This is a genomic window from Microbacterium rhizomatis (assembly GCF_008710745.1).
Classification (GTDB): domain Bacteria; phylum Actinomycetota; class Actinomycetes; order Actinomycetales; family Microbacteriaceae; genus Microbacterium; species Microbacterium rhizomatis.
In genome coordinates, this window is the sequence record NZ_VYSA01000001.1 from 1,503,228 (window position 1) to 1,521,081 (window position 17,854).

The 17,854-nt window shown below is 69.2% G+C and carries 14 protein-coding genes; 1 reads left to right on the top strand and 13 read right to left on the bottom strand.

Annotated features, from left to right (window positions below; translation table 11 throughout):
* Nucleotides 1-62 precede the first annotated feature (62 nt).
* A complete protein-coding gene (locus F6B43_RS07090) occupies nt 63-515 on the top strand; it encodes a GNAT family N-acetyltransferase (RefSeq protein ID WP_150448112.1) in 453 nt (150 codons plus the stop codon).
* Nucleotides 516-615: 100 nt separating this feature from the next.
* On the opposite strand, the gene F6B43_RS07095 is transcribed toward F6B43_RS07090, so the two are convergent.
* The 13 genes from F6B43_RS07095 to purN all read right to left on the bottom strand — a co-directional run bounded on the left by F6B43_RS07095 (nt 616) and on the right by purN (nt 17,852).
* Nucleotides 616-1,404: a lytic transglycosylase domain-containing protein gene (locus F6B43_RS07095; protein ID WP_150448113.1), complete on the bottom strand. Its 789-nt coding sequence runs from the start codon at nt 1,402-1,404 to the stop codon at nt 616-618.
* Nucleotides 1,405-1,550: 146 nt separating this feature from the next.
* Nucleotides 1,551-3,368, bottom strand: a complete 1,818-nt coding sequence (locus F6B43_RS07100; RefSeq protein ID WP_150448114.1) for an ABC transporter ATP-binding protein — start codon at nt 3,366-3,368, stop codon at nt 1,551-1,553.
* Nucleotides 3,365-5,203 carry an ABC transporter ATP-binding protein gene (locus F6B43_RS07105; RefSeq protein WP_150448115.1) on the bottom strand — a complete coding sequence of 613 codons (1,839 nt, stop codon included), beginning with the start codon at nt 5,201-5,203 and terminating at the stop codon, nt 3,365-3,367. The genes F6B43_RS07100 and F6B43_RS07105 overlap by 4 nt, the downstream gene beginning before the upstream one ends.
* 319 nt (nt 5,204-5,522) lie before the next feature.
* Nucleotides 5,523-6,017: a methylated-DNA--[protein]-cysteine S-methyltransferase gene (locus F6B43_RS07110; protein WP_150448116.1), complete on the bottom strand. Its 495-nt coding sequence runs from the start codon at nt 6,015-6,017 to the stop codon at nt 5,523-5,525.
* On the bottom strand, nt 6,014-7,477 hold the full coding sequence (locus F6B43_RS07115) for an AlkA N-terminal domain-containing protein (RefSeq protein WP_150448486.1): 1,464 nt from the start codon (nt 7,475-7,477) through the stop codon (nt 6,014-6,016). The genes F6B43_RS07110 and F6B43_RS07115 overlap by 4 nt, the downstream gene beginning before the upstream one ends.
* 615 nt (nt 7,478-8,092) lie before the next feature.
* Nucleotides 8,093-10,132, bottom strand: a complete 2,040-nt coding sequence (locus F6B43_RS07120) for a hypothetical protein (protein ID WP_246159826.1) — start codon at nt 10,130-10,132, stop codon at nt 8,093-8,095.
* A gap of 17 nt (nt 10,133-10,149) precedes the next feature.
* The gene (locus tag F6B43_RS07125; protein WP_150448117.1) at nt 10,150-11,220 is read right to left on the bottom strand and encodes a glycoside hydrolase family 130 protein; all 1,071 of its coding nucleotides are present in this window, start codon (nt 11,218-11,220) and stop codon (nt 10,150-10,152) included.
* A 2-nt stretch (nt 11,221-11,222) separates the two neighbouring features.
* Nucleotides 11,223-12,062 carry a carbohydrate ABC transporter permease gene (locus F6B43_RS07130; protein ID WP_150448118.1) on the bottom strand — a complete coding sequence of 280 codons (840 nt, stop codon included), beginning with the start codon at nt 12,060-12,062 and terminating at the stop codon, nt 11,223-11,225.
* On the bottom strand, nt 12,059-13,042 hold the full coding sequence (locus tag F6B43_RS07135; protein ID WP_150448119.1) for a carbohydrate ABC transporter permease: 984 nt from the start codon (nt 13,040-13,042) through the stop codon (nt 12,059-12,061). Before F6B43_RS07135 ends, F6B43_RS07130 begins: the two co-directional genes overlap by 4 nt.
* A gap of 1 nt (nt 13,043) precedes the next feature.
* Nucleotides 13,044-14,327, bottom strand: coding sequence for an ABC transporter substrate-binding protein (locus tag F6B43_RS07140; protein ID WP_150448120.1), 1,284 nt, complete (start codon nt 14,325-14,327; stop codon nt 13,044-13,046).
* 1 nt (nt 14,328) lies between these two features.
* Nucleotides 14,329-15,387, bottom strand: a complete 1,059-nt coding sequence (locus F6B43_RS07145) for a LacI family DNA-binding transcriptional regulator (protein ID WP_150448121.1) — start codon at nt 15,385-15,387, stop codon at nt 14,329-14,331.
* Nucleotides 15,388-15,624: 237 nt separating this feature from the next.
* Nucleotides 15,625-17,232 carry a bifunctional phosphoribosylaminoimidazolecarboxamide formyltransferase/IMP cyclohydrolase gene (purH, locus tag F6B43_RS07150; RefSeq protein WP_150448122.1) on the bottom strand — a complete coding sequence of 536 codons (1,608 nt, stop codon included), beginning with the start codon at nt 17,230-17,232 and terminating at the stop codon, nt 15,625-15,627.
* Nucleotides 17,233-17,255: 23 nt separating this feature from the next.
* Nucleotides 17,256-17,852: a phosphoribosylglycinamide formyltransferase gene (purN, locus tag F6B43_RS07155; protein ID WP_150448123.1), complete on the bottom strand. Its 597-nt coding sequence runs from the start codon at nt 17,850-17,852 to the stop codon at nt 17,256-17,258.
* Nucleotides 17,853-17,854 lie beyond the last annotated feature (2 nt).

A 17,854-nucleotide genomic window follows, 5' to 3' on the forward strand; every position in this document is an offset into this window, starting at 1 on the left:
CCGTGGTTTCTCGCCGTGACATCCGGCGCGCACGCTCTCGCCCGGGGCGTTACCCTGGGCACATGGCTGAGCTGCGTCTGGTCGAACTGTCCGCCTCGACGATCGTCGCGGTCAACAACCTGTCACTCAAGCCGGGGCAGGAGCAGTTCCTCGCACCTGTCTCGTACGGGATCGCGGCGACCGTGATCGATCCGCGCACGAGCTGGCAGCGCGTCGTCCTGGACGACGACGAGGTCGTCGGGTTCGTGAGCGCGAACTTCGATCCGGAGGCTCCGCAGGAGCATTTCCGCTCGGTGCTGTGGCGCATCAACGTCGACGCCGACACCCAGGGTCGCGGCGTCGGCCGCTTCGCGGTCGATCGGCTTCTGGACGAAGCCCGTGCGCGCGGCATGGAGCTCGTCGACGTGATCTACGAAGCCGGCGAGGGCGGGCCCGAGGCGTTCTTCCAGCGGGTCGGCTTCACCCCGGTCGGCGAGACCGAGTACGGCGAGGTCATCGCCGAGATCCGCCTCTAGCCCCCGCACGGAGCGCGGCTCGGTCGGAGAATCCGCCTTCGGTCGGAGGATTCCGCGGTGATTCTCCGACGTATGCGCGATCCTCCGACGCGGAGGAGCCTCAGCCGACCGCCGTCGCGTAGCGGTTGGCGACGACGGCGACGTCGTCGACGTAGCTGTCGAGGTGGTTGTAGCTGAACACGGCGGCGCGCCAGCCGTCCACGCTCGTCATCGGGCCTCCCGCGCACAGGTAACGCGCGGTGGCCAACGCCGCGTCGTCGATCTGGTTGGGGTCGGCGATCCCGTCGCCGTTGGCATCGGCACCCCATCGCGCCCAGGTATCGGGGATGAACTGCATCGGACCGACCGCGCGGTCCCACGTCGCATCCCCGTCCCACCGTCCGCCGTCGCTGTCGGCGATCGCCGCGACGCCGTTCCCGTCGAGTGCCGGCCCACGGATGGCGGGGACCGAGTAGCCGTCCTCTCCCAAGGTCGCGCCCCCGTGGCGTCCGTGGTCAGACTCGATCGCACCGATGCCGGCGATCGTGTTCCAGCCGATTCCGCATTCCGGTTCTTCACCCGAGATCACGAGGGATGCCGTCGCGTATGCCGCGAGAGCGCGGGTGGGGATGCCGGTGGCCCGCGCCGTCGCATCGACCCAGGCCGGATCGACCCCGACGCGCTGCACCGCGTTGCTGACGCCCTGAGCCTCGGGAGGGGTCACCGCCTCGGGGGCGGCCGGCTGCGCGATGCGGGCGCCGGAGCCGAACGGGACGTCGGCCTGTGCACGTGCGAGGTTCAACGCGGCGATCGCCGCGACGCCCAGCATGACGGCCAGCACGACCGCGAACGTCGCGACCCCCGCGCGCCGCGGGCCCGGGCGCACGGAACCACGGCCCACCCCGTTCATCGGGGCTCCCGGATCGTGCGGTGCGCGAGGAACGCGAGTCGTGTCGCCATCGCCGGGCACGGTACCAGGCCGATCTGAACGCGCGCACCCTGAGCGTCGAGGGTGGGCGATGCCATCCCGCAACGCCCACCCTCGCGCCCCGCCTGCTAGACGAGGGACTCCCGCCATGCGGCGTGCAGCTGCGCGAACTTGCCCGTGCCGCTGATCAGCGTGTCGGGATCGTCATCCTCGATGATGCGCCCGTGCTCCATCACCAGTACGCGGTCGGCGATCGCGACCGTCGACAGGCGATGCGCGATGATGATCGCCGTCCGGTCGGCCAGCAGGGTCTGCAGCGCCTCCTGGATCATCCTCTCGCTCGGCATGTCGAGCGACGCCGTCGCCTCGTCGAGGATCAGCACCGCCGGGTCGGCGAGGAACGCGCGGGCGAATGAGATCAGCTGGCGCTGGCCGGCCGACACCCGCCCACCGCGCTTGTTGACATCGGTGTCGTAGCCGTCCGGGAGCGAGGTGATGAACGAGTCGGCACCCACGGCCTCGGCGGCCGCGCGGATCTCCTCCATCGTCGCGCTCGGCTTTCCCAGCGCGATGTTGTCGGCCACTGTCCCGCTGAACAAGTAGGCCTCTTGCGTCACCATGACGATGGCGCGCCGGAGGTCTTTCGGATGCAGCTGGCGCAGATCTACTCCGTCGAGGCGGAGCGAACCGCTCGTCGGATCGTAGAAGCGCGAGACGAGCTTGGCGAGCGTGGACTTTCCCGCGCCCGTCGTGCCGACCAGAGCGATCGTCTGCCCCGCGGGGATGTCGAGCGTGAAGTCGGGCAGGATCGTCTTGCCCGTGCCGTAGCCGAACTCCACCCGATCGAAGTGCAGGTGGCCACGAGAGTGCCACAGATCGATCGGACGCGTCGGGTCGGGGACCGTCGGCTGCTCCTCGAGCACGCCGGAGACCTTCTCGAGCGCCGCCGTCGCCGACTGGTAGGAGTTCAGGAAGAACGCGACCTCCTGCAACGGCGCGAAGAAGTTGCGCACGTACAGCACGGCGGCCAACAGCGTGCCGATGAGGAGGGTCCCGTCGACGACGCGGATTCCACCCCACAGGAGCACGAGGGCAACGGTGACCGACGCGACGGCCATGAGACCGGGCTCGAACGTGCCGAACAGCCGGATCGAGCGCATGTTCACATCGCGGTAGTCGCTCGAGAGCTCTCCGAAATCGACGTCGTTGCGCCCCTCCTTGCGGAAGGCCTTCACGGCGCGGATGCCCGTCATCGTCTCGACGAACTTCACGATCACCTTCGCGCTCACGACCCGGGATTCGCGGTACACCCGCTGCGAGCGGAGGTAGAACCACCGCATCAAGAGATAAAGCGGCAGGCCCATGACGAGCAGGATGACGCCCGACTCCCAGTCCAGCAGCAGGAGGGCGACGAGTGTGAACCCGCCGTAGAGGATGCCGGAGACGAGCTCGTTCAGTCCGCCGTCGAGCAGTTCGCGGATCGTGTCGAGGTCGCTCGTCTGGCGCGAGATGATGCGTCCGGACGTGTACGACTCGTGGAACTCGAGGCTGAGCCGTTGCGTGTGCAGGAAGATGCGCGTGCGGAGGTCGAGCATGATCGCCTGCGTGAGGCGTGCGGCGACGACCACGTACCACCCGATCAGCCCAGCCCCGCCGATTCCCGCGGCGAGGTACACCGCGACGACACCGATCGTGGGGAGCCAGTCGGCTTCCGACACGACGGCGGGCAGAGCGGTGTTGATCCCGTAGGCGATGAGTGCGGGGCCTGCGACCCGCAGCGCCGTGGAGACGATGAGCACCACACCGGCCAGCACGAGCTGCCAGCGGAGCGGTGAGACGAGTGAGCTCAGCAGGCGCAGCGAGCGACGCCGGATGCTGCGGCTCTCGTCCTTCGTGTAATCCGAGCGGTCTTCACCGGTGGTGCCGGCGACGGTGACGGTGCTCATCGGTTGCCCTCGCTTTCACGGATGCGCGCTCTGTCGCTCGTGCGGGAATCGTCGAGCTCGAGGCTCGAGATGACGTGACGGTAGTGCTCGCTGTCGCGGAGCAGATCGGAATGGGTACCCACCGCGGTGATCCGGCCGGCCTCGAGCAGCGCGACCCGGTCGGCGAGCATGACGGTGGACGGTCGATGGGCGACCACGAGCGCAGTGGTGCTGTGGAGCACCTCGCGCAGCGCGTCTTCCACGAGTGCCTCGGTGTCGACGTCCAGCGCCGACAGCGGGTCGTCGAGCACGAGGACCGCAGGGCGTGCGGCGACGGCGCGCGCCAGAGCGAGACGCTGCCGCTGACCGCCCGACAGACTCATGCCCTCTTCCCCGATGATGGTGTCGACCCCCCGGGGCAGATCGTCGACGAACCCCGCCTGGGCGACCGACAGCGCTTCGCGCAGGACGGCCTCGGCCTCGGGGCTGCCGGATTCGAGGTCTTCGCGACCGAGCAGCACGTTGTCGCGCACCGTCTGGGAGAACAGGGTCGCATCCTCGAACGCCATGCCGATGTGCGTGCGCAGCTCGTCCAGAGAGAGATCGCGCACGTCGACGCCATCGAGCGTGACGCGCCCGCCTGTCACGTCGTACAGCCGGGTGGGGAGCGTCGTGAGGGTGGTCTTCCCGGAGCCGGTGAGACCAACGAGGGCCATCGTCTCGCCGGGGCGGAGCACGAGGTCGACACCGTCGATCAGATCGCGTTCGGATTCCGCAGCATCCTGATAGCGGAAATGCACCCCCTCGAACGCGAGCTCGCCGCGCGGGCGTTCGATGGTCGCCGGATCCGCGGGGTCGGTGATCGTGTTCTGCTCGTCGAACACCTCGAAGATGCGGTCGGTCGCCGTACGCGCATCGAGCATGAACGAGAACAGGAAGCCGATCGATTCCATAGGCCACCGCAGCACCGTGCCCATCGCGAAGAACGCGATCAGCTCGGCCACCGTGAGCTGATCGAGCTGGACGAGGTAGATGCCCGCACCCAGGCACAGCGCGAACGCGATGTCGGGGAGCAGCACGAGCCAGAACCAGATGACGCCGACCGCGCGGGCCTTGCTCAGCTCGGTCTCGCGCAGCGTCTCGGCCTGACGTGTGAACTTCTGCAGGGCGTGCTTTCCGCGGCCGAAGGCCTTCAGCACGCGGATGCCGTGCACACTCTCTTCGACCGATGTGGCGAGATCGCCGGCCTGGTCCTGACTCTGCCGGGCGAGCGTGCCGTACGTCTTCTCGAAGCGGTAGCCGGTGTACCAGAGCGGCGCGGAGCAGAGGAGGAAGATGGTGCCGAGCAGCCAGTGCCAGCGGAAGAGCAGGACGGTGCCGACGATGATTGTCAGCACGTTCACGAGCAGCAGCACGACACCGAATGCCAGCCACCGCCGCAGCATGCTGATGTCCTGCATCATGCGGCTGAGGAGCTGGCCGGACTGCCAGCGATCGTGGAACGACACCGGCAGCCGCTGCAGCCGCGCGTAGAAGCCCTTCCGCAGGTCGTACTCGACGCCCGTCGCCGGGGCCAGCACGAACCAGCGCCTGAGCCATACCATGAGGGCCTCGAACAGCCCGAGCACGAGCACGGCGACGGCGCCCCACGTGATCTGCGAGAGGTCGCCAGAGGCGATGGGGCCTTGCACGATGACCTCGAGCACAAGCGGGATCGACAGCGCGAGCAGACTCGCGATGAGCGCGCTGACGGCGCCGAGCGTGAGGCGGCCCAGCACGGGTTTCGCGAACGGGATGAGGCGCGCGAGCGCCTTCAACGTGGACAGTCGCTCGGGAGCGGAGGCGGTGGAAGTCATGATCCTTGTGGGATTTCTGGTGCCGGTGGGGCGGGGTGGGGCGGGGGGCGCGCGGGCGCGCGTGCGTGACAGAGGTCGAGGGCGGTGCCGTCTGAAGAACGAGAACGCTGCGGCGGCCGGCGATATGCCGGCCCGGCTCAGGAGCGGGGTGCGCGCGTCTTGATCGGGAGGACGGCAGGGACCGGCGTACGGGCGACGATCGTGTGCATGGCATCCTCCTCTGAACGGCCCACTGCCGGACGCAGCAGACAGCCCCCCAGGCTATGCCCGTGCCGGGGAACGTGCAAGTCCTCTCTCGTCAGCTCCGCACCCCGGCCGGTCACCGGGCTTCGCGAGCCAGCAGGCTGCGCTTGACCTCGAGCCCCCAGGCGAATCCGCCGAGGCTCCCGTCGCCGCGGAGCACGCGGTGGCAGGGCACGAAGAGCGCGGGGGCGTTGCGTGCGCAGATGGATGCGGCGGCCCGCACCGCGCGCGGAGCGCCGAGCTGCGCGGCGAACTCGGTGTAGCTGAGCGGTGCGCCCGGCACGATCGTACGGAGGGCATCCCACCCGGCGTGCTGCATCGGGGTGCCCGGCTGCCACACCGGCACGCCGTCGATCGCCGAGATGTCGCCGGAATAGTAGGCGAGGGCGGCGGCCGCAGCATCCGTCCGTCCCTCATGCAGCTCGGCGGGCCGTGCCGCGGCCGGGATGCGGGCGATCGCGATGTCGACATCGGCGGTCCAGCCCGATGCGAGCACGCGGCCCTGGTCGTCGGCGACGATCGTGAACGGGCCGTCGGGGGTGTCGATGGTCTGGGCGGTCGCGGTGCTCATGGAGTGCTCCTTCTGGTCGGTCGGGCAGGCGCTGCGCGCCAGAGATGTGCGGTGAGGTACGAGCGCCACGGCGCCGTGCGGGCGGCCCAGGCGGTGAGACCCGCAGGATCGGAGGGGATGCCGGCGGCCGCCGCTCCGGCGCGCACGGCCACGTCTCCCGGCAGGACCACGTCGGGATCACCGAGAACGCGCATGCGCACGTAGTCGGCGGTCCAGGGGCCCACCCCCGGAAGCGCCAGCAGCGCGGCGCGCTGTTCGGCACCGTCGTCGCCGGTCGTGAGGGTGAGCGAACCGTCGGCGAGGGCGGCGGCGGCACCGGTGACGGCGCGGATGCGGGCAGCGGGGCCCCGGAGCACCTCGTGCCCGTGTTCGGCGATCGCGGCCATCGTGGGGAACAGCCGGGTCGCCCCCTCGAACGTCTCGACCGGCTCGCCGAGCTCGTCGGTCAGCCGCGTGAGCGCCGTGCGGGCCGCAGCGACGGTGATCTGCTGGCCGATCATCGCGCGGATCAGCATCTCGTGCGGGTCGGCCGCCCCGGGTACGCGGATACCGGGGACCGCCGCCACGAGTGGGGCGAGCTCAGGATGCTCCGCGAGCGCCTCGTCGACGGCGAGGGGATCGGCATCCAGATCGAAGAGCCGTCGCGCTCGCGAGACGAGCGTCGCGAGGTCGCCGAGGTGCGTGAGCCGAGCGCTCAGGTGGACGCGGCCGGCCTCGTCCAGCCGGAGCTCGAACCACACCGGACCCCCGGGAAGGCGCAGCGCCCGTGCGAACGAGGTCGCCGTCGCCGTCTCGACGCCGGGAATGGCGCGCGCCGACATCCAGGCGAACAGTCCGTCGGCGTCGAGCGGGCCGCGGTGCGGCAGCACGAGGTCGATCGCGCCCGGCACGTGCACCTCGTGGGCGCGGCGCCGCGCTCGGAGGTCGAGCGGCGTCATCCCGAACACCTCGCGGATCGTGTCGTTGAACTGCCGCACGCTCGCGAAGCCGGCCGAGAACGCCACGTCGGCCGCCGGCAGGTCGGTGCCGACCAGCAGCATGCGCGCCGTGTGCGCGCGCTGCGCGCGGCTCAGCGCGAGCGGGCCGGCGCCGAGCTCGGCGGTGAGCAGCCGGGTGAGGTGACGCGGCGAGTAGCCCAGTCGCGAAGCGAGGCCGGGGACGCCTTCGCGCTCGACGACGCCGTCGGCGATCAGACGCATCGCTCGGCCGGCCGTGTCGCTGCGGAGGTTCCACTCCGGCGATCCGGGCGCCGCCTCGGGCAGGCACCGCTTGCACGCGCGATACCCCGCCTCGTGCGCCGCGGCGCTCGTCGGGTAGAACGTCACGTTGGCGGGCTTGGGCGTTCGGGCCGGGCAGCTGGGCCGGCAGTAGATGCCGGTCGAGCGCACGGCCGTGACGAACTGCCCGTCGAACCGCGCGTCGCGCGAATCGATCGCTCGATAGCGCTCGTCGAACGACATCTGCAGGCTCACGACACCTAGCCTGACATGCGCCTCCGACCCTCGCTCGCGGAAATCGGACATCGCCGTGCGGCGTCTGCGGGACCCGCCCGGCCGGCGGCGCAGCATCCCTGCACTACCTCGGAGATCTGCACTACCTCGGAGATCTGCACCACCTCGGAGATCTGCAGTTCTTCGGCCTCATTTCGCGGGGGCGCCCCGATCTTGTGCAGATCTCCGAGGTCGTGCCGCGGAGGTCTGCACTGCCTCGGAGATCTGCAGCACCACGGAGATCTGCAGTTCTTCGGCCCCATTTCGCGGGGGCGCCCGATCTTGTGCAGATCTCCGAGGTCGTGCCGCGGAGGTCTGCACTGCCTCGGAGATCTGCAGCACCACGGAGATCTGCACTACCTCGGAGATCTGCAGTTCTTCGGCCCCATTTCGCGGTGGCGACCCGATCTTGCGCAGATCTCCGAGGTCGTGTCACGGAGGTCTGCACTGCCTCGGAGATCTGCACCACCTCGGAGATCTGCACTACCTCGGAGATCTGCAGTTCTTCGGCCCCATTTCGCGGTGGCGCCCCGATCTTGCGCAGATCTCCGAGGTCGCGCCTCGGAGGTGGCCCTCCGTTCCGGATCAGCCCGAGACGATCGCGAACCCTCCTGACGGGAGCAGGACGGATGCCGCGCCCCTCACGTCGCGCTGGCGCACGAGCGCGCCGTGATCGTCGTAGATCCGGGCCGTGCCGGTCACACCGTCGCCGCCCACGGTCGCGAGCTGCGGGAGCGTCGCGCTGGAGTGGACGAGCTCAGTGCGCCCGCCGTCGCCGTCGAGCACGAGTCGCGAGACCACAGGTCGCACGAGGAGCGCATCGATCATCAGCGACCCCGCCAGGACGTCGACACGCACCTGCGAGCGGTCGGCCGCGACCGGCAGCTGCAGCGAGTACGGGCGCAGAACCCCCGGCGCCGGAGAGATGCCCTGCGCCGGTCCGGTGACCCGGAGGAGGCCGCTCGGCAATCCGCCTCCCCGCCAGATGGACGTGCTCGAGCTCCCCGGGTCGGACCAGATCACGGGCTCGACCCATCGGCGCGTCGCGTCGGTGCCGATATCGAAGACGGCGTTCTGGCCCCGTGCGAGGGTGAGCGCGCCGCCAGACCAGCTCGATTCGCCCGTCCATGAGGTCGGCGTGCTGACGGTGCCGTTCGTCGACACCGCGTTCTCGGCTTCGACGAGCTCGAGTCCGTCACGCGCGGCGATGTGCGTGATGCTCGTCGCACGAGCGGCGACGTCCGGATGCGCGTCGAGCGCGATCGCGGTGAGCAGCCCATGGATCGTCGATTCGGCGCCGCTGTTCCGATTCACGGTGCCGTCCGGCTGCAGCCCGTCGTTGGTCACGCCGGTCGCCCTGTCGTACATGACAGCGCCGGCATGATTGCCCCCGAAGAACCATGCCGCCTGCATCCCGGCGAGCTGCGCGAACCCGTCCGAACCGGTGGCGTCGGCGACGGCGAGGAGCGATTGCACACGCGAATCGGCGCCGTAGGCGATCTGCACCCGATCGGTGGGGCTCGGCATCCACCCGTTGTCCGGCCCCCCGGCCGTCAGCAGAGTGGGCGTGAAGACCGCGGCGTCGCCGATCGCGGGTTCAGCCAGTTCGGGATCGTGCAGGGCGACGGATGCCGCGGCCAGCGCCGCCGGCATCTGAGAGCCCCACGCGTGCCACGTGCCCGGGGATTCGGCCCACGGCGTGATCGCCCGGTACGGCCACTCGTGCGTCGAGCCGGACGACATCGCGCCGATCCCCTCGGCGAGCTGGCGGAGGGCCGTCGCGGCACGGTCGTCGTCGGGTCGCGCCGTGACGCGGGCGGCCAGACCGAGCGCGGCTTCGGCCGAGGCATCCGCACCGTTGACGATGAGCCACGCGGGCACGCGAACGCCGTCGGCCTCGTTCCACCGGCCGTAGTCGACGAGCACGTCGCGTTCGAGCGCGCCGAGCGACAGTGACAGTCGCTGATCGAGGAAGTCCGCGAAGGCGGGGTCTTCGTCCGCGAACGCGGCGTATCCCTCGCCGAGCGCCCACAGCGTGCGCGCGAGCCAGTAGCTCGGCCCGGAATCGGACGGATCGGGGAGCTCGACGGGCTCGGCCGAGGGGTTGAGCGTTCCGTCGGGCTGCATCCACAGCACGACCTCGCCCGCGTGCGGACCATCGGTGGTCTGCAGGTAGGCGACCGAGCGGAGCAGCTCGTACGCCTTCGTCCGGCTCGCCTCATCGCCGGACTGCTGCCAGTGCCGGATATAGACGACCGCCGCCCGCGCGATGTCGTCCGCGTTGTAGGCGCCCTGACCCCACTGACCCGTGGCGGGGTCGAGGGCTCCCCCACCCACCCGGGCGAACGTGCCGCCGTCGCGAGCATCCGCGTAGGTCCACGGCATGGTGAGCGTGGGCTCCTCCGCCTGTCGGTAGGTGCTGTGCCCGGCGACGTCGGCCGCCGGGGTGGCCTGATCGAGGAGGAAATCCAGGTGGCCGAGGTTGGTGAGCGGGGCCGCCACCGCCGCCGCCGGTGCGGGTGCTCCGGCAGCGGATGCGGCAGCCGGAGCAGTCAGAGAGGTGACGAGCACGAGCGCACCGACCAGTGCGGTCGCACGCGCACGCCATCGTGCATGCGTGGACATAGTGATCCTTTCGGGGGTCAGTCGGTCGTGCGCTCGAGGAGCGCGACGCCGATCTTCGAGTCGGCCATTCCGTAGAAGACGAACAGGCGTCCGTCGATCTGCTCGATCGCCGTCGGGAAGACGACGTTGGGGACGATGCCGCTGCGCTCGTCGTCGGTCTCGGGAGCGAGCAGGGGCTCGCTCGTCCGGGCGAGCACTCGGCTCGGGTCGACAGCATCCAAGATCAAGGCCCCCGCCGCGTAGTTGACCTTCTGCTGCTGACTGAACGCGCTGTCGATCACTCCCGTGACACCGTGGTGCAGGACGAGCCAGCCCTCGGGGATGCGCAGCGGCGGCGGCCCGCCGCCGATCTTGAGCGACTCGAACGAGAACTCCGGCCCCGCCACGAACCGGTGCTGCTCCCACAGCGCGAGGTTCGTCAGATCGGCGCGCACCGCCTCGAGCGGGATGTAGCTGATCCAGATCGACTGCCGAGGGTCGTCGATCCCGGCGGGCAGCCGAACCCCCTGCCCCTTCTTCGTCTCGTCGAGGTCCCACATGGGTCGATGGAGGACGGCGAGTGCGGTGGTGCCATCCGGAGCCGTCACCGGCTCGGGGAAGAACACGGTGTCTTTGTTGTGGAACAGGTTCAGGTCCATGTCGAGGTCGTCCTGGTACCGGAACAGAGCGGGACCAAGCCTGCGCCACTCACGCAGGTCGTCCGACACGGCGATCGCCGTCCGCGGCCCCAGCGGTCCATACGCGACGTAGGTCATGACGTGCAGGCCGAGAGCCTCGATCCACGTGGTCCGCGGGTCTTCCACGCCCGCATTGCCGACGCCGCGCTCCCAGCCGCGATCGGGTTCGAGGACGACGCCCTCGCGTTCGACGCCGACCGGGATCCCGTCCTCGATCACGACGCGCGCCAGCCCCACCCGCGACACGTTGCCGCCGGCGACGAGCCGCGGAAGGAGGTAGAGCTCGCCATCGGGGCCGCGTCCTGACGCGGGATTGAGCACCCCCTCGGCTTCGTTCGACGCCCCCGGCTCGGGGGTCATCACGATCCCCATGCGTGTGAGGCGGTAAGGGACTGTCGTCTGGGTGGTCATGCTCATCCTTTCACTCCGGATCCGATGTCATTCGTGGTGAAGTAGCGCTGGAAGATGATGAACAGCACCACGACCGGGGCGGCCAGCACGGCGGCGCCGGCCATCATCGCCCCGAAGGGGTTGGCGGTGGAGGCCGCGACGTTCGAGATGAAGTTCGCGAGCGAGACGGCCAGCGGCTGCAGCGCGGCGTTCTTCGTGATCAGGAACGGCCACAGGAACTCGTTCCACGGCCCGATGAATGTCAGCAGCACGGCGGTGAGAATCGCCGGACGCACCAGGGGCAGTGCGACGCTCCACAGCAGACGGAACTCTTTGGCGCCATCGATCCGCGCAGCATCGAACAGCTCACGAGGCAACTGCAGGAAGTACTGACGGAAGATCAGCACGGCCGTCGAGTTGATGAAGAACGGCAGGATCATGCCGAGATAGCTGTCCGACAAGCCGTAGTCACGAGCGATCATGACGTAGAGCGGGATCATCAGCAGCTGAAAAGGCACGACCTGCACGAACAGTGCCAGCGCGAACGTCGCCTGACGACCGCGCCACTGCAGCACGGCGAGGGAGTACCCGGCCAGGACACCGAACACGACGGTGCCGAGGACGACTCCGCCGGCGAAGATGCCGGAGTTGGCCAGCCCCTGGAGGAGATTGACGCGCTCGTTGATCGCGGTGTAGTTCGCGGTCGTCAGGTTCGCCGGGTTGGGGAACGCCCCGGCCACGGTCGGGTCGACGTTCGACTGGAACGATCCGACCAGCATGTAATAGAAGGGGAAGAGGAACGCCACGGCACCGAGAGCGAGCACGATGTAGAGGGCGATCTTGCTGCCGAGTGCGCGCCTCATCGCTCCTCACCTCCGACGAAACGCCGCTGGAGCCACGCGATGAACAGGACGACGACCATGAGGATGACTCCGATCGCGGCCGCCTGGTCCGGGTTCTGCTGCTGGATGCCCTTCTGATAGATCAGCAGCACGGGCGACGCTGAGGCGCCGTCCGGTCCGCCACCGCCGGTGAGCAGGTACGGCTCGGTGAACAGGTTGGCTCCGGTGATGGTCGCCAGGAGCACGACCAGCACGGTCGCCGGCCGGACGCCGGGAACCGTCACGGAGAAGAACTGGCGGACGCGGCCGCCGCCGTCCATCGACACGGATTCGTACAGCTCGCGGGGAACGTTCTGCAGCGCCGCGAGGTAGAGCAGGATGTAGAACCCGAGACCCTTCCACGTGACGAAGAGTGCGATCGTCGGCATGGCGAGGAACGAGTTCACGAGCCACGACGGATTCGGTGCGAGCGGGCCGAGGATGTTGTTGACCAGGCCCTGGCTCGAGAACAGGAACAGCCAGACCGCGACCACGGCGACCGATGCCGTCACGTAGGGCACGTAATAGCTCACACGGAAGAACGTGCGCGCATGCACGACGCGGTCGAGCGCCGTCGCCAGCACGATCGAGAGCCCGACGGTCAGGGGCACGTTGATGATCAGGAAGATCCCGACGTTCAGGAACGACCGGAGCACCGCCGGATCGGTGAGGACCGCGACGTAGTTGTCGAATCCCACGAAGGGGCGATCGACGCTCGCGCCGGGAGCAGCGAAGAAGTAGTCCTGGAACGACATCCAGATCGCGAAGACGATCGGGTAGGCGAAGACCACCCCGATGAAGACGATGTAGGGCGCCGAGAAGAGGATGCCCAGCGGCTGGGCGCCGAGGAGGCGCCGGCGCCTCTTCCGCGAGTCGCCCTCGGCGTGGGAATCACCCCTCCCGCTGGGCCGGCCGGGGTCTCCCCCGGTCAGCCCAGCGGTACCCTCGAGAGTCGCGCTCATGTCACTGGCCCGCCGCGAGCTTGTCGATGTCCTGCTGCGCGGTCGAGAGGAAGCCGGCGGTGTCGCCTTGACCGAAGATCACGGCCTTGGAGTACCCGTCGCGGAACTTCTGCCAGATCTCCACCGAGTTCGCGACGTTGGGAACCTCGACAGTGCGCGCAGCCTGGTCACCGAACTGCTGGTAGGCGGGGTTGGCCGCGAAGTAGTCCGGGAAGGCTGTCGTCAGGTTCTGCCGAAGCGGCATCTGACCCGTCGCCTCGAGCCACTTGCCGTCCTGCTCCTGGCTGGTGGCGAACTTGAGGACATCCCACGCGGTCGCCTTGTTCTTGCAGGCGCTGAACAGTCCCACGTTCTTGGCGTCGCTGAAGGTGTACGTCGAGGATGCCGGGGTGCCTTTCTCGGTCGGGACCGGCACCGACCCCCAGTTCACCTTGTCTTTGTAGACCGAGACGGCCCACGGGCCGACGATCGCCATGGCCGCGTAGCCGTCGGCGAAGGCGTCACCCTGATACTGCTCGTTGCCGGCGAGCTGGTCGGCGTAGATCGTGTGCCAGAAGTCGGTGACCGCAGTTCCCGCGGCGTCATTGAACGTCGCCTTTCCGTCCTCGACCAGCTGCGCGCCGCCGCTCTGCGCGGCATAGAGCGGGTAGAAGTCGAACCACGACTGGAAGAACTCGCTCGTCGGCGCCGGATTGATCGCGTACTTCGACACTCCCGCATCCTTGAGCGTGCGAGCCGTCTGCAGGAAGTCGGCATACGTCGAGAGCTTCGGGTTCTCGGGGTCGAGGCCCGCCTTGGCGAAGAGGTCCTTGTTGTAGAAGATCATGACCGGGTTGGACTTCCACGGCAGCTGGTAGAAGCCGCCGTCACTCGAACGGTACTGATCTGCGAGCGCCCCGCTGCGCTCGGTGATGTACGCCTCACCGTCGGAGAAGGACGACAGGTTCACGAGTCCGCCCTGCTTCTCGAACCCCGGGACCGCGGCGGGCGAGGTGTTGAAGACGAGGCACGGTGCGTTGCCCGCGGTGATCGAGGCGCCGATGACCTCTTCGCTGGACTTGCCGGCGGGGATCTCCTGAGCGGTGATCTGCTGATCGGCGTGCTCGGCATTCCAGGCATCCACCATCTGCTTGCCCCACGAGATCTCGCTGGCGTTGTTGGAATACCAGATCGTGATGGGGCCGCGGCTGTCCATGCCTGCGCCGCCTCCGCCTGCCCCGCTGCAGGCGCTGAGGGCGAGGATCCCGACCGCTGCCGCGGCTGTGACCATGATGCGTCGTCGCATGTCAATCTCCTTGGTGTCGAGCGGCCGCAGCCGCAGTGGTGCGAGGGGGTGCGCCGGTGGATGCGCGCACGATCAAACGAGGATCCGGAAGGCTCACGTGTTCGGGGGCGGCTCCGCCGACCGCCGCGAGCAGAGCGCGTGCGGCCATGCGGCCCCACCCGCGCGCGTCGGTGGCCACGCTCGTGAGAGTCGGGTGGACGTGCTTGCCGATCTCGATGTCGTCGAAGCCGGTGACCGAGAGGTCGCGCGGCACGATGAGTCCGCGACGCTGGGCGACGCCGATGCCGGCGATGGCCATGTGGTCGTTCGAGTAGACGATCGCCGTGGGCCGGATCGCGGCATCCAGGAGCTCTTCCGTCGCACGAGCACCCTCGATCGCGCTGAAGTCGGTCTCGACGACGCGCGAGGTCACCCCGGCATGGCGGGCCGCATCGTCGAACGCGCGGCGGCGCCGATCGGCGTGCAGCATCGATCCGGGGCCGGCGACGTGCGCGATGTCTCTGTGCCCCAGCTGGGCGAGGTGCTCCACGGCCAGCCGGATTCCGGCACCGTCATCGGTGGAGACCGACGAGAACGGGCTGGCGGATTCCGGAACGCCGAGCGTGACGGCGGCCAGCCCGAGGCCCGCGACCAGGTCGATGCGATCGTCGTCGACGCGGAGGTCGGTGAGGATCACGCCGTCCACCCGCCGGTCGCTTGCCAGACCACGGTAGGTCTCGGCCTCGTGACGTCCCGGAGTGGCGACGGCGATGACGAGCACCTGGCCGGACACCGAGAACTCGTCTTCGATGCCGGCGATGAACGAGGGGAAGAAGGGATCGGCGGCGATGACGTCGGGGCTGCGGCCGATGACGAGTCCGCCCGCGAATGCGCGACCGACGCTGAGGGATCTCGCTCGAAGGCTCGGTGTCCAGCCGAGGTCGCGCGCGACGGCGAGGATGCGCTCGCGGGTCTCGGGCGAGACACCGGCCCGATCGTTGAGGGCGAACGAGACGAGGCCCTTGCTGACGCCGGCGCTGCGCGCGACGTCCGCGATCGTGGGTCGTCGCTCGTCGGCCATCGTCACTCCTTCGTGGTGGCCCACGCGTCGCGGGCACGTGGCTACTAAACCGGTTCAGAAGGTCGTTGACCACCCCCTTGACACCCGCGCCCCAGCGGCGTATTTCGCGCGCGACCCGCCGCATCCCCCACCCCGAATTGCGCGAGACCGGATAGGCGCCGCGAAACCGTGGGCTTTTGCCCGTGTCTCGTGGCGCGTATCCGGTCTCGCGGACTGAAGAGGGAGATCAGCGCGGAATCAGTGGAAGAAGTGTCGCTCTCCGGTGAAGAACATCGTCACGCCCGCCTGGCGCGCGGCGGCGATCACCTCGTCGTCACGCACCGACCCGCCGGGCTGGATGATCGTCGAGATGCCCGCGTCCAGCAGCACCTGCGGGCCGTCCGCGAAGGGGAAGAAGGCATCGGATGCTGCGGTCGAACCCGCAGCGCGATCCCCGGCGCGCTCGACCGCGAGCCGGCACGAGTCCACGCGATTGACCTGCCCCATCCCGATTCCCACCGTCGCCGAGGCCTTCGCCAGCACGATCGCGTTCGACTTGACGGCCCGGCAGGCCTTCCAGGCGAAGATGAGGTTGGTCATCTCGTCGTCCGCAGGACGCTCTCCTGACACGAGCTGCCAGTCCTTGGCCACCGACTCGATGTCGTCCGGGAAGCGGTCGGCGTCCTGCAGCAGCAGGCCGCCCGAGACGAGGCGCACGTCCATGCGCTCCTGACGCCAGTCGGCGGGAAGCTGCAGGATGCGCAGGTTCTTCTTGAGGGCGAAGACCTCCAGCGCCTCGGGCTCGAAGCCGGGCGCCACGATCACCTCGGTGAAGATGTCACGCAGGTTCTCGGCCATCTTCAACGTGACGGTACGGTTCGCGGCGATCACGCCGCCGAACGCCGAGACGGGATCGCACTCGTGTGCGCGCAGGTGCGCGCTCGCGATGGGATCGAGCGCGTTCGGGGCTGCGACCGCGATGCCGCACGGGTTGGCGTGCTTGATGATCGCCACGGCCGGCTTGACCATGTCGAACGCTGCGCGCAGCGCCGCATCCGCATCGACGTAATTGTTGTACGACATCTCCTTGCCCTGCAGCTGCGTCGCCTGGGCGATGCCGTGGCCGCCGAGCCGCGTGTAGATCGCCGCGCGCTGGTGCGAGTTCTCGCCGTACCGGAGCGTCGTCAGCCGTTCCGCCTTGATCGTGAGGTGCTGGGGCAGGTCGGCGTCCGAGGTCAGCGTCCCCTCGGTGAACCAGGTCGCGACGGCGCGGTCGTACTCGCACGTGTGGGCGAACGCCCGGGCCGCGAGCTGCCGGCGCTGCTCGAGGGTGGTTCCGCCGGCGCCGAGCGCCTCGATGATGCCGGGGTACGACTCGGGCGAGACGACGATCGCCACGTTGGCATAGTTCTTCGCGGATGCCCGCACCATGGCGGGGCCGCCGATGTCGATCTGCTCGACGACGTCATCGCCTTCGGCACCCGATGCCACCGTCTCGACGAACGGGTACAGGTTGACGACGACGAGCTCGAAGGGCTCGATGTCGAGCTCCGCCAGCTGGCGCACGTGGTCCTCGAGCCGCAGGTCGGCGAGGAGACCGGCATGCACGCCCGGATGAAGCGTCTTGACCCGGCCGTCGAGCGACTCGGGGAAGCCCGTGACCGACGACACGTCGGTCACGGCGAAACCGGCGTCGCGCAGCATCCCCGCGGATCCGCCCGTCGAGACGATCTCGACGCCCGCTGCGGCGAGCGCCTCGCCCAGCCGAAGGAGGTCGGTCTTGTCGCTGACCGAGATCAGCGCGCGGCGTACCGGCACACGGTCGCGGTGGCGGTACAGGGAGGGATCGTGGCTCGGTCCGGCCATGGGGTGGCTCCTCGGGGTTCGGGTCAGAGTGTCGTTGTCGCCGCGGCGAGGTCGAGCTCACCGGTCGCGATGCGCCGGACGACGTCGATCAGAAGTCGGCGCTCGACGGGTTTGATGCGTTCGTGCAGGGAGTGCTCGTCGTCGCCCGGAAGCACCGGCACGCGCTCCTGGGCGAGGATGGGGCCGTCATCGATCCCGTCGTCGACCACGATGATGCTCGCACCCGTCTGCGTCGCGCCAGCGGCGAGCGCGTCTCGCACGCCGTGCGCGCCGGGGAACTCGGGCAGGTACGCCGGGTGCGTGTTGATGATCCGCGGCGACCAGGCCTCGACGACGCCGTGCGGCAGCAGGCGCATGAGCCCGCTCAGCACCACCAGGTCGGGCTGCCACACGTCGAGCTGCGCGGAGAGCTCGCGACCCCAGTCCTCGCGGGAGTCGAACTCGCGCCAGGGAACCAGGAACGTGGGGATGCCGTAGGCCTCCGCATGCGCGAAGCCGTCCGCCTCCCGATCGGCACCGACCACGACGACCCGGGCGGGGTAATCGGCGTCGGCTGCGGCGTCCAGGAGGGCACGCAGATTGGAGCCTGCTCCGGAGATGAGGACCGCGACCGTGAGCACGC

Excerpts from the sequence above, each read along its gene's own strand:
- F6B43_RS07090 (WP_150448112.1), top strand. The coding sequence starts at position 63 with ATGGCTGAGCTGCGTCTGGTCGAACTGTCCGCCTCGACGATCGTCGCG.
- F6B43_RS07095 (WP_150448113.1), bottom strand. The coding sequence starts at position 1,404 with ATGAACGGGGTGGGCCGTGGTTCCGTGCGCCCGGGCCCGCGGCGCGCG.
- F6B43_RS07100 (WP_150448114.1), bottom strand. The coding sequence starts at position 3,368 with ATGAGCACCGTCACCGTCGCCGGCACCACCGGTGAAGACCGCTCGGAT.
- F6B43_RS07105 (WP_150448115.1), bottom strand. The coding sequence starts at position 5,203 with ATGACTTCCACCGCCTCCGCTCCCGAGCGACTGTCCACGTTGAAGGCG.
- F6B43_RS07110 (WP_150448116.1), bottom strand. The coding sequence starts at position 6,017 with ATGAGCACCGCGACCGCCCAGACCATCGACACCCCCGACGGCCCGTTC.
- F6B43_RS07115 (WP_150448486.1), bottom strand. The coding sequence starts at position 7,477 with ATGTCGTTCGACGAGCGCTATCGAGCGATCGATTCGCGCGACGCGCGG.
- F6B43_RS07120 (WP_246159826.1), bottom strand. The coding sequence starts at position 10,132 with ATGTCCACGCATGCACGATGGCGTGCGCGTGCGACCGCACTGGTCGGT.
- F6B43_RS07125 (WP_150448117.1), bottom strand. The coding sequence starts at position 11,220 with ATGACCACCCAGACGACAGTCCCTTACCGCCTCACACGCATGGGGATC.
- F6B43_RS07130 (WP_150448118.1), bottom strand. The coding sequence starts at position 12,062 with ATGAGGCGCGCACTCGGCAGCAAGATCGCCCTCTACATCGTGCTCGCT.
- F6B43_RS07135 (WP_150448119.1), bottom strand. The coding sequence starts at position 13,042 with ATGAGCGCGACTCTCGAGGGTACCGCTGGGCTGACCGGGGGAGACCCC.
- F6B43_RS07140 (WP_150448120.1), bottom strand. The coding sequence starts at position 14,327 with ATGCGACGACGCATCATGGTCACAGCCGCGGCAGCGGTCGGGATCCTC.
- F6B43_RS07145 (WP_150448121.1), bottom strand. The coding sequence starts at position 15,387 with ATGGCCGACGAGCGACGACCCACGATCGCGGACGTCGCGCGCAGCGCC.
- purH (WP_150448122.1), bottom strand. The coding sequence starts at position 17,232 with ATGGCCGGACCGAGCCACGATCCCTCCCTGTACCGCCACCGCGACCGT.